The sequence below is a fragment of the Kaistella faecalis genome (genome assembly GCF_019195395.1).
In the GTDB taxonomy this organism is placed as follows: Bacteria; Bacteroidota; Bacteroidia; order Flavobacteriales; family Weeksellaceae; genus Kaistella; species Kaistella faecalis.
Window position 1 is genome coordinate 1,716,998 of record NZ_CP078067.1, and the last position, 12,602, is coordinate 1,729,599.

Consider the following 12,602-nt stretch of genomic DNA (forward strand, 5'->3'; position numbering starts at 1 on the left):
AGATAAGAATGGCTAAAACAAATGTAGCAATTCTTTGCGGTTAATTTTTCCGTTGGGAATCCTGGGAAATTGAGGAATAAAGTGAATTTCCTTTGGAAGATGATTCTTTGAGAATTTTTTTTCGATCTCTTTAAAGGCCAGTTCCAGCTGCATGGAGACGTTAGAATCTCTATTTCCTTCAATCACTGAAATCAGTTTCTGTCCCAATTTTTCGTCTTTAATCCCAAGAAAAGCCACTTCATTATGCAGATGTCTCTTAAGTAAACTTTCAAGTTCTTCGGGATGAATTTTAAGTCCACCGGAATTGATTATATTATCGATTCTGCCTAAAAATTTAAATTCATTTTCTCCTTTTAGCTCGACTAAATCATTCGTCTGAAGAATTTCTGGATTAAGTTTTGGTGCTGAAATCTGTAAGCAGGATCTTTCATCCAGACAGATTTTTATACCTTCAAATACAGAAAAGTATTCTTCGGCTAAGGGATAAATCTGTTTCAAAGCAATATGAGAAAGCGTTTCGCTCATACCGTAAGTTTCGTAAATATGGGGTGAAGGATGATGGATGTCGGGTGACAGTTGCTTACGAATTTTAGTTTTTAAACTTTCAGAAACCTGAGCGCCACCAATAATTAAGTTTTTAAGGAAACGGATTTTGTCTAAAGAATTTTCAACCTGGAGCGGCGACATCGCGCAGAAATCAACTTCCTGTTCAAAATTTACCAGCGGTTTTGAGGAAGGGGTTGCAATAAGCAGTTTCAATTGTCTTTCTACAGCCCGTACCACCATCATCTTACCCGAAATGTATTCGACGGGAAGACAAACTAATGCAGTGTTGCCCGGTTTTAAATTCAGGAAATCACAAGTCATCTTTGCAGAATTCAGCATTCTGCTTTTTTCGATTTGAAAGATTTTTGGAATTCCTGTCGAACCTGAAGTTTGGACTGAAACATCATGAGAATCTGATAGCCATTCTTTTAAAAAAGAAATCACTTTTTCCTCAAATTGGGTTCGGGGAGAAAGTGATTCCGGATTAATATTTTGCGTAAAATCGATGATCATTACATTCTGTCAACTGTTCCGATTCCCAGTAGTGCGAGTCCTTTTTTTATCGTTTTTCCTGTTATTGCCGAAAGTTCCAGACGGAATTGTTTGGCAGTTTCATCGTCCTGTTTCAGGATCGGGTTGTTCTGATAAAAAGAGTTGTATGATTTTACAAGTTCGTAAATATAGTTGGCCACCAAAGCAGGAGATAGCGTCTCAGCAGCTTTAGAAACCACGTCTTTGAAGTTGAGCAGATTCATAATCAAATCTTTTTCGGAATCATTGATTTCATACTCAGAAATGGTTTGCTCCTGATAATCTGCTTTGGTCAGCAAAGACTGAATTCTTGCGTAGGTGTATTGAATGAAAGGCCCTGTATTACCGTTGAAATCGATACTTTCTTTCGGATTAAACAGCATTTTTTTCTTCGGATCCACTTTCAGCATGAAATATTTCAAAGCGCCTAAACCTACAATTTCGTAGGATTTTTCTTTCTCTTCTTCGGTAAGGTTCTCAAGTTTTCCCAGTTCTTCTGCTTTTTCTTTGGCAGTATCCACCATTTCCTGCATCAGATCATCCGCATCCACTACGGTTCCTTCACGGGATTTCATTTTGCCTTCGGGAAGTTCTACCATTCCGTACGAAAGATGGTAAAGATTTTCAGCCCAACTGTATCCGAGTTTCTTCAGGATTTTAAACAGTACATCGAAATGATAATCCTGCTCGTTACCTACCGTATAAATTAATTTCTGGATGTTGTTTTCTTTGAAACGCTGAACCGCGGTTCCCAAATCCTGTGTCATGTAAACCGATGTTCCGTCGGAGCGGAGGAGTAATTTGTGGTCCAGACCCTCGTCAGTCAAATCGCACCAAACCGAACCGTCGTCTTTTCTGTAGAGAACACCGCTGAGTAAACCTTCCTGAATGAGGTCTTTCCCCAATAGATAGGTGTTGCTTTCATATTGAACCTGATCGAAGTCGACGCCCAGCTTTTTATACGTTTGGCCGAAACCTTCATAAACCCAGGAGTTCATTTCGTTCCAAAGGTTTCTTACGCTTTCATCACCTTTTTCCCAGTCCAAAAGCATTTTCTGCGCCTCCAGGATAATGGGTGCCTGTTTTTTTGCAGTCTCTTCATCATGCCCTTGCGCTACCAAATCAGCGATTTCCTTTTTATAGTTTTTGTCGAATGCGACGTAATAGTTCCCCACGAACTTATCACCTTTTGTCCCGGTAGACTGTGGCGTTTCCTGATTGCCGAATTTTTCCCAGGCGAGCATTGATTTGCAAATATGAATTCCGCGATCATTAATGATTTGGGTTTTGATCACATCGTAACCATCTTCTTTAAGGATTTGTGCCACCGAGTAGCCCAATAAGTTATTACGGATATGTCCTAAGTGAAGCGGTTTGTTAGTGTTTGGGGAAGAATATTCTACCATAACGGTTTGGTTTTTCTTCTCTGCGGAGTCAAAATTTTCTTTTACGTAATTAAAATTATCGAGGAAGAAACTGTTTTTGATTTTCAGATTCAGAAATCCTTTTACTACGTTGAAGTTCTCGACAAAGTCCGCTTGCGTTGAAAGTGCGTCGCCAAGTTCCATCGCAATAAGATCAGGACTTTTCTTAAGGACTTTCACCAAAGGAAAAGTAACGATGGTGAAATCACCTTCGAAACCCGTTTTGTTCTGCTGTACTTCAAGTTTGACGTTGTTTCTCTGGTTTACATCATCAATCTGAAAAACATTTTGAACGACTTCAGCGATTTTGTTCTCAATAATATCTTTAATATTCATCTTCAAAATTTTGAATGACAAATATACGGAAATAAAAAAACCACTCCGAAGAGTGGTTTATTAATTATAAAAACTTAGTTACTTAGTTTTTATCCCAGATAAGTTTGGTTTGCATTGTATCACCTCCAATTGCAGCTGATGCAGCAGCATAATTTTCGGCATTCAATGTTTGGATAACTGTTGGATAGTATAATCTAGTTGGTAAATCAGTAAGACCAGCGATTAGCGGTTCAAATACATAAGTTGTAGCTCCGGTTGTAGGATCTGGTACGTTCAATGCATAAGTCTCACCAGGTAAAAGAAGAATACTTGTATCAGGATATCCTGTTCTTCTATATTCTGCCCATGCTTCATAAGGCTGCATGTAAAGCGCAACATATTTCTGAGTAAGAACATTTGCCTTTGTGGCTGGTGGAAGTGTAGCGACGAAGGCAGTGATTGCCGTGCTGCTAACACCCCACTTCTGCATTGAGGCAGTAACTCCGTTTACATAGTTGAGTTGGCTCCATCCGTTAGCCTCGCTTAATAAAAATTCTACTTCTGAATACTCCATGAGAATTTCAGTGTAATCCGGCTTGTAAACATATTTGCTAAAGAAGTTTGCTTGTCCCGATTGTGCTGTAGACATTGACTGATCAAGACCATATGGCTGACCGGTGTAAAGGCTGAGATCTGTAGACTCAGATAGGGACCCATCAAGAATTCTCGCTTTTAGAGTCTTGTTAGGATCAGCAGCGATTTCTTCAGCAGATAATTTATTTTTGGATGCATACTTAAACAATCTTGGATCCAGTCCAAAGTTACCATTTGTACCTTTTAACAGGTCAATAAATGTTTTGGATACAGAAAAATCTGATCGGGTAAGGAAGTCATTATACATTGGTGATGGGTTCGTCTGATTTGCCTCATAAGTAACACCAACATTATCATCATTTGAAGTCATTACTCCTTGCGCAATGGCATCTGTAATGTGAGCCTCTGCTCCCGGCACTACACCTTTTACGCGGGTAGCAACTCTAAGTCTGAGTGAATTAGCAAACTTTTTAAGTTTAGTAGGATTACCGTCGAAAAGTAGGTCTCCTTTAGTAAATACTGAACTGCTAGTTTCAACCATTTCAGAAGCCTCCTTAAGCTCCTTCATAATGTCAGCATAAACCTTTGCCTGAGAAGCAAATTTTGGTTTTAAATATTCATTTGCATTCAACGCCTGGAAATCGGCATCACTATTCCCGTAAGAATAGTAAGGAATGTCTCCGAACGTATCTGCAAGATTAAGGAATACATAAGATAACATTACTCGTGAAGCAGCGATCTGGTTAGCATTAGAGCCATAAGCACTTGCTTGAACTGCAGTCTCAGGATCAGTGTTTACTTGAATAATCTTTTTGTAATTTGATGCAGCAGTATATAGTTGGGTCCACAGGGCATCACCACTTGTTAATCTGTATTGGTATCTGTCTTCTTCAGTATATGCTGTTTGTGCAGAGTACTGAACCCATGGAAGTGTTACTCTTCCCGATTCAAATGAATTACGGGTTGCATCGGTTACAATTTTGTTCGAAGCATTCCACACCCCGTAAGTCAGTGCTGTTTCGGGATTGTTTGGATTGGTATTGATTTCATCGAAGTCCTGAGTACAACTCACCATTGCGGCGGAGGTTACTACAGATACTGCGAATGCATAAGCAATCTTTTTTATATTTTTCATTGTTTAATTAAAATTTAAAGTTAACGTTAAATCCGTATTGTCTTGTTGAAGGAAGTGATCCACCTTCCAGACCCTGAATATTTCCAGACCCATAAGAGGTGTTTTCAGGATCCATTCCCTTCCAAGCCAAATTCCACGCAAATAGGTTCCTACCGAATGCTGAGATTCTAACTCCTTCTAAGAAGCCACCGATAAGCGACTTAGGTAGGTCGTATCCAAGTGTTACGTCTCTTAGCTTAATGTAGTCTGCATCAAATACATTTAAAGCATCTACAGTATTATAGTGCATCGCACCATATTGCTGTGCAGTAATGTTCCTCGTATTAGGAGTTCCATTAGCTAATACGCCTTCTAAAGTAATACCGCCAGCTCTGTTCCCGCCAAAAGCAGATTCTTCGATCATCCCCGAGTACATTCCCCACATATGTGAGGTAGAGAAATATTTACCTCCTTTCTGCATATCAAATAAGAATGATAAACTTAGGTTTTTGTATTTCATGGTATTTCTGAGACCCATGTTGTAATCAGGTAATGTAGAACCTAAGTTTTTGATTCCTGAAGCTGCGTAACGGCCGTTTGAGCCAATTACCTTATTTCCGTTTGCATCATAAACAAAATCTGTTCCATAAATTGCACCGTAAGATTCGCCCTCAACCGCTAATAAACGGGCTCTAAACGGAGCATTGGTTAACTGGTAAGTAGTTACGTCTTCATATAGTTTTACGATTTCGTTTTCGTTCTTAGCAAAGTTCCAGTTAAGAGTCCAGGAGAAATCTGCTGTTTTAACCGGAGTTACAAAAACCATTGCTTCAATACCTTTGTTACGGATTTCACCTGCGTTGATCAGGTTCGTTCTGAATCCTGTTGCAGGGTCAATAGTTAATGGGAGAATTGCGTCCGTAATATTAACATCGTAGTACGTAACATCTAAACCAAATCTGTTTTTGAAGAAATTGGCTTCAATACCAATCTCTTTGGTTTCTTTCATTTCCGGAAGAAGATCTGGGTTGTTATTTTGTGTGCCTAACGTATATCTTGGAGCGCCACCGAAGTTTGTCGGTTGGTTAAATACATTGGTTAGCTGGTAAGGAAGATAATCACTCGCTATTCTTGCCCAACCAGCTCTAATTTTACCGAATGACAGCCAATCTGTTTTCAAGACGTTAGAGAAAACAAAACTACCTGTTACAGAAGGATAGAATCCGTCGGCAGCAGTTGTACTGAACCAGTCGTTTCTACCTGTTGCTTCAATGAACAATGTTTCCTTAAATCCTAAGGAAACTGACCCAAAAACAGAATTTACTCGTCTGTTATTATCATCGTTTTGAGCCAAAGGTGTGTCAATACTGTTTTTTAAGTTGTAGAAATTAGGTTGTACGAGACCACCTACAGTCTGTCCGAAAAGCCTGCTTAACTTAGAGTTTCTTCTGTTTGCTCCAACGAAAGTGTTCAAGGTGAAATCATCAGAGATTCTAGGATTCCAGTGAATACGCCCTTCATAATTAAACTCGGAAAAATTTCTTGAACTGGTTTCATAACCTGAAGTTGATTGAGAACCAATTGCTACACGGGAATCATTATCCTGTGCGTAGATATCCGCATACACCTTACCTACAACATATAAATTATCTAGAATGTTATAAGTTAAACCAGCGTTACCGTAAAATCTGTTTCTTCTGTCGTTCGAAACGTTTTCGTAGATTGTCCAGTATGGGTTGTCAGAATAAAGAGGCGTTCCATCGTCCCAAGCTGTCCTGTTCCAGCTTCTTTGATTTCCGTTTGCTAATTTATAGTCTTTCAGTTTAGAGAAGTCAAGCTGTCGTTGTCCCCACTGGTAGAATTTTTGAGCTACAGAGTTATCACCATATCCCTGTTCAGGTCTGTTGAAACCGTGAGTCTGTACAAAATTCAATCCTGTTTCAACTTTAAGTTTTTCACTCAGCTCACTATTAAGGTTAATAGCAAAATTGTGTTTCTTGATACTACTGTTTGGTACGATACCAGAAATGTCTGTATTTGTATACGAAACCCTTAGATTAGATTTCTCGAAAGATTTAGATACCGCGATATTATTCGTTAAAGTAATACCTGTATTAAAGAAAGAATCTACATCGTGCTCAGGCGCAACCCAAGGAATAGTCTTCAGATAATCGCCTGCAAATTCAGGGTCAAATGCGTTCCATGGTAAGTACATCAAGTTTGGATCATACTTAGGCCCCCATGACTCATCCATACCATAGTCATTAATGTTATATGTTTGACCATTAATTTCCACCGTCTCGAAAGTGTCAGCTAAACCACCTCCATAGTAATTCTGTAGCTGTGGACGGATGTAAATTGATTCAAAAGAAACACCTGTGTTAAGCTCAATAGAAGTTTTGCCTCTTTTTGCCTGCTTAGTAGTGTAAATAATCACCCCGTTGGAGGCTCTTGAACCATAAAGTGCGGCTGCCGGGCCTCCTTTCAATACTGTTACTGATTCGATATCGTCAGGATTGATATCGAAAGTCGTATCACCATAATCTCTACCTCCGGCACCTCTTTGAGTATTAGTGTCATTGATGTTACTATTGTCTAATGGAACACCATCAACAATAATTAAAGGTCGGTTTTCTCCGATAATTGAACTTACCCCTCTCATGGTAATTCTGGTAGAACCTCCCATTGAAGACGGAGAAGTTACCGTAACCCCCGCTACATTTCCGGATAAAGCACTTAGGGCGTTGTTTTGCCCAGCATCGGAGATAGTTTCTCCACTCACTTCCTGAGCGGCATACCCGATAGACTTTTTCTCTCTTTTAATACCCAAAGCCGTTACTACAACGCCCTCGATATCCTGCGTTCTAGCGGTGTCTACCTGTGCATTCACTAACGCAAATGAGGAGGTTAAAACTACAGCTAAGACGCTTGTTGTTAGTTTCTTCATATCAAATTAAATTTTTTCATTGTAGCAAATGTGCAAAACTTTCACAATATGACCAAACATTTTGTTAAATAATTCTTAATAATATAATAATTGTACTGCGTAGCCATATAATATCTAAAGAATGTGTTAAATCTGTGAATTTGTCAAAATTTGTGCCTTTTTTATGATAATTATCATGTGGTATTATTTAAAGTGGTAAAATGATATAAGTTTTTCGCAGTGTTTTTTGCTGATTCTGTAGTGAAAATTAAGTTAAATTAAGTTAATCAAGTATTAATTTTTGAATTGTAATATCATGATAATCGGTGTTTTATCCTCCATTTACCTGATTAAACATTAGAATGCGTTGGCACATAATTCTTTTTTTTATTTAGGATATCGAAGGGCTTCCATTCACTTTAAATATTTGTAATTTTACACCGCAAATTATTGGAAGTACCTCGCATAAAAGGATAATGGAATTACTAAAAAGGTGGTCTAAAACAGATTTAGAAGCGGGCTGTGATGAAGTCGGACGAGGTTGTTTATGCGGTCCTGTGGTGGCAGCTACCGTTATTGTCGACGAGACTTTCAGCCAGCATTTAGTCAACGATTCTAAGAAACTCACATTCCAAACCAGGATGCAACTAGATGAATATATTAAAAGCAACGCAGTTGAATATGCTATCGCTGAAGTTTCACCCCAGCTTATCGATGAGCATAATATACTTAATGCGAGCATCCACGCGATGCATAAAGCGCTTGATCAGCTGAAAAACCGGCCCGGACTTATTCTGGTTGATGGAAACCGGTTTCATCCATACCAGTTTATCCCTCATGAGTGTATTGTAAAAGGAGATTCCAAGCTGCTTTCCATTGCATGCGCCTCAATATTAGCGAAAAATTATAGAGATCAATTGATGATGAAACTTCATGAGGAATTCCCGGAGTATGGTTGGGATACCAATATGGGTTATGCGACTAAAATACACCGCGATGCACTCAATAAATGGGGTCCCACAGTGCACCACAGAAAATCTTTCAGGCTCGATTATAGTAGCGAAGAGCAGTCTTACGCCGGATAAGTCGAAAACATCTAGCTACTTCTGGGTGAATTTTCAAAAAATCGACATATACTCATCTATCACCTAAATCAATTATAGTTTCATTATAACTCCACTATGACTCCAATGTGGTATTAGAGTTATAATGGAGTTTTATTGGACTTATATTAGACTTAGGTAAAAGAAAACCTGAGCCTTTTGAGAATGAATGGTGAACCGGACATAAAAGTATAGGACAAAAAAAGCGGAAAATTCATTCCGCTTTTTTTTAAGTATATAATAAGATGTCTTATTTCTTTTTATTCGCCTGTTGCTGTTGTGCTTTCTGCTGCTCCTGAGCTTTCTCCATCATTTCACGCATTCTTTTCTGGAATTTCCCTTCTTTCTTAGGCTCTTTCTTTTTGTTGGCCTGAATAGTTGCATGAATCTTTTTCTCATCAAGAATCCAGTATTTAATAACGAGGATAATCAGGATGTTAATCGCGTTCGATACAAAATAATACCAGGAAAGACCTGAAGCTGAAGTGTTAAGGAAGAAAAGAAAGGTGATAGGGAAGATGTACATCAGCACTTTCATATTCGGCATACCTTCCTGCTGTGGCTGCTGAATGTTCCCTGAAGTCATTACCGTATAAATTAAAATCACTACCGTACACGCAATCGCGAAAATACTTAAATGCTCGCCCAGGAAAGGAATATTGAACGGAAGTTTAATCACATCATCGTAAGCGGTCAAATCTTTAGCGAACCAGAAACTTTTCCCCCGAAGGTCAATCATATTCGGGAAGAACCGGAAAAGCGCATAGAAAATGGGGATTTGAAGCAATGCCGGCAAACATCCCGCCATTTGGTTCACCCCGGCTTTACGGTAAACCGCCATCGTTTCCTGTTGCTTTTTCATCGGATCTGCATCCTTGAATTTTGCGTTTACTTCGTCAATTTCCGGACGAATTACCTTCATCATCGCACTCAGTTTATGCTGCTTGAACATCACCGGCGAAAGAATGATTTTAACAATAATCGTCATTAAGAAAATTACCCAGCCAGCAGCCAGTCCCCAGCTGGAGATCAGATTGTACATTGGGATGAAGAACCAACGGTTCATGCTGCCGATGAATGACCATCCTAAAGGTAATAACTCATCGAAATTTTTGTCATACGATTTCAGCAATGGCAAATCCAAAGGAAGAAAATACCATTTGAAATTCTGGTTCAGTTCGCTTCCTGCCAAATCAACCTGTCCGTTGAAATTAAATTTTTTCAAAAATTCGCCTTCATCGATCATTTCCTGAGAACCTTTCGAGTTTTTAAAACCGTGCTGAGGTTCTATCACAGCAGAGAAAAACTGCTGTTTTATAGCAAGCCAGTTCAGTGTTTCATCCGGTTCGTCCATTTCGGTTCGTCCATCATAATCGAAACTGCTGTAATTATCGAATGAATAATTGAATTCTGTATGGGTTTGCTCCTGAGCGCGTCCTTTTTCCATTTCGCGTGCACTGAAATCCCAGATGAAATCTGCTTTCTGGTCAGAAACCAATTGGCTCAGGCCTTGTGTTTTGATATTAAAATCTACCGTATATTTATCTAAAAGCGTATAAATAAACTGAATTGCAGCCCCATTTACATTCGCCTGCATCGTAACGGTGTTTCCGTTTTGTGTAGGCGTAAAAATCAGGTCTTTGGTGTTGAAGGTTTTGCCGGTTTTGTCTTTGAACTGAAAACCATAAGAGGAATTATTCTTATCGAAAAACATTAAAGCTTTATCGTTGGCATCGGTCTGTCTGTTATATGCTTTGTATTCATTAAGCTGAACTGTAGAAATTTGTCCGCCCAGGGTAGAAATTCCAACACTCAATTCCTTGTTTTTCAGTTCGACCTGTTGTATGGAAGTTGCTTTTACACTGTCGTTTAGATTAGTGACTAACGCGGGTTTTGTTGTGTTTACAATGTTGGTTTGCGTTGTTTTCGCCTGATTTTGGGCATCCAAAAGCTGCTGTTCTGTAGCCTGTTTGTTTTGGAAGTAAAACATGGCACCAATCAGAATCATGGAAAACAGGGCGAAACTTATCAATTGGTTTTTATCTAAACCGCTATTTTGTTGCATCTTTCTTTATATTGAATTTTTGATTATTGGGTATGAACTACTATTAAATCAACCCTTTAATTTTGGCTGACAAAAATACTGATTTTTTTGGCAATGAAGAATTTTTTGTCAACTCATTTAAAAACAAAGAGATAAAAAACATTTTGTCTTTTATCTCCTGTAATTATTTTTTGCTTGCCGCCTTTATAAGTGCTTTAAACAAAGGATGTGGCGACGCAACTGTACTTTTATATTCGGGATGGTACTGCACACCAATGTAAAACGGGTGATTTTTAAGTTCCAGCGTTTCTACCAAAGCAGTTTCCGGATTCAGGCCGGTAGGCGTAAGACCATTTTTCTCGAATTCCTCCTTGTATTCGGAATTGAACTCGTAACGGTGGCGGTGCCTTTCAGAAATGTTTTTGGAGCCATAGATCTCCTGGAGTTTGGTGTTGGGTTTCAATGCACATTTCCAGGCGCCTAACCTCATGGTCCCGCCTTTGTCGACAACATTCTTCTGTTCTTCCATTAAAGAAATTACAGGGTCCGGAGTCGAAGTGTCAAATTCCATAGAGTTGGCCTTTTTGTAACCCAAAACGTTTCGGGCAAATTCTATGGTCATGATTTGCATTCCCAAACAGATTCCCAGCAACGGAACATTATTTTCCCGTGCGTATTTGGCGGCAGATATTTTTCCTTCGATTCCTCTGTCACCAAAACCTGGCGCAATCAGCATTCCGTCGATGCCTTTAAAGGTTTCCTTTGTGTTTTCTTCGGTAATGTCGCCACTGTAAACCCAGCGGATTTTTACTTCGGTCTCGAGATCGGCACCTGCATGAATAAATGCTTCTGCAATTGATTTATAGGAATCCTGAAGCGATACATATTTTCCAACCAAAGCAATTTCCACAGATTTTTTTGGGTTCTGGTATCTTTTCAGGAAGTTTTTCCAGTCTTTTAGATCCGCATCTTTCTCAGACTTTAAATTAAGTTCTTTCAGTACAACATCATCAAAATTCTGTTTCTGAAGATAAAGCGGAACTTCATAAATGGTGGCCAAATCTTTACATTCAATAACATTTTCAAGAGATACATTACAGAACTGCGCAAGTTTTGCACGCTGTTCTTTGGGGATTTTATGCTCCGTTCTGCATACCAGAACGTCCGCCTGAATTCCCGATTCCATCAGCTGGCGCACAGAGTGCTGGGAAGGTTTTGTTTTCAGTTCGCCGCTTGCCGCTAGATACGGAAGCAAAGTGAGGTGGATCACCATGGAGTTGTTTTCTCCCAGTTCCCATTTCAGCTGTCTCACACTTTCTATATAAGGAAGCGACTCAATATCGCCGACAGTACCACCGATTTCGGTGATGATGATGTCATAGTTCTGTTTTGCCAGAATTTTAATTCTGCGTTTTATTTCATTGGTGATGTGTGGAATAACCTGCACCGTTTTTCCTAAAAAGTCTCCTTTTCTTTCTTTTTCAATAACCGTCTGGTAAATTTTACCCGTGGTAACATTATTGTTTTGGGAAGTGGTTGAGTTGAGGAATCTTTCGTAGTGTCCCAAATCCAAATCGGTTTCTGCACCGTCTTCGGTCACGTAACATTCGCCGTGTTCGTAAGGATTTAAAGTGCCGGGATCGATATTGATATAGGGATCAAGTTTCTGAATGGTGACATTGAAACCGCGGGATTTTAGAAGAAGTCCCAAAGAAGCGGATACAATTCCCTTTCCCAAAGATGAAGTAACACCTCCTGTTACGAAGATGTATTTCGTGTTCTTTTTACTCATTAGATTAGGTTTGTGCAAAGTTAAGTGAATTTGCAACGCGGTACAAATTAATCCTGTCGAAAGTCATTTAAATAAAAACTGAAATTTTAAAAATTTTCAGTATGTTGCAATTCAGGTAGTTAAGCTATTTAAGGTATGAGAAATGTCATTTTTAATTATCGGGAAATGCCCTTAACTTTACATAGTAATTCAGCTCCAATAAACACTGAAAAT

7 protein-coding genes are annotated in these 12,602 nt (G+C 39.1%); 1 reads left to right on the forward strand and 6 read right to left on the reverse strand.

The window, feature by feature from the left end; genetic code table 11:
* Positions 1–12: 12 nt before the first annotated feature.
* The 4 genes from KTV93_RS08205 to KTV93_RS08220 all read right to left on the reverse strand — a co-directional run bounded on the left by KTV93_RS08205 (position 13) and on the right by KTV93_RS08220 (position 7,471).
* Positions 13–1,059: an AMP-binding protein gene (locus KTV93_RS08205; protein ID WP_218248471.1), complete on the reverse strand. Its 1,047-nt coding sequence runs from the start codon at positions 1,057–1,059 to the stop codon at positions 13–15.
* A complete protein-coding gene (argS, locus tag KTV93_RS08210; RefSeq protein ID WP_218248472.1) occupies positions 1,059–2,837 on the reverse strand; it encodes an arginine--tRNA ligase in 1,779 nt (592 codons plus the stop codon). Before argS ends, KTV93_RS08205 begins: the two co-directional genes overlap by 1 nt.
* An 82-nt stretch (positions 2,838–2,919) precedes the next feature.
* Positions 2,920–4,485, reverse strand: a complete 1,566-nt coding sequence (locus tag KTV93_RS08215; protein ID WP_230259136.1) for a SusD/RagB family nutrient-binding outer membrane lipoprotein — start codon at positions 4,483–4,485, stop codon at positions 2,920–2,922.
* A gap of 67 nt (positions 4,486–4,552) precedes the next feature.
* Entirely contained in the window at positions 4,553–7,471 is a 2,919-nt protein-coding gene (locus KTV93_RS08220) for a SusC/RagA family TonB-linked outer membrane protein (RefSeq protein WP_218248474.1), read from the reverse strand.
* Positions 7,472–7,926: 455 nt separating this feature from the next.
* Here KTV93_RS08220 and KTV93_RS08225 point away from each other — a divergent pair, with 455 nt between their 5' ends.
* Entirely contained in the window at positions 7,927–8,535 is a 609-nt protein-coding gene (locus KTV93_RS08225; protein ID WP_218248475.1) for a ribonuclease HII, read from the forward strand.
* A gap of 268 nt (positions 8,536–8,803) precedes the next feature.
* Here the strand turns inward: KTV93_RS08225 and yidC are convergent, their stop codons facing one another.
* On the reverse strand, positions 8,804–10,618 hold the full coding sequence (gene yidC, locus KTV93_RS08230) for a membrane protein insertase YidC (protein WP_218248476.1): 1,815 nt from the start codon (positions 10,616–10,618) through the stop codon (positions 8,804–8,806).
* 163 nt (positions 10,619–10,781) lie between these two features.
* On the reverse strand, positions 10,782–12,389 hold the full coding sequence (locus KTV93_RS08235; RefSeq protein ID WP_218248477.1) for a CTP synthase: 1,608 nt from the start codon (positions 12,387–12,389) through the stop codon (positions 10,782–10,784).
* Between the last annotated feature and the right edge of the window lie 213 nt (positions 12,390–12,602).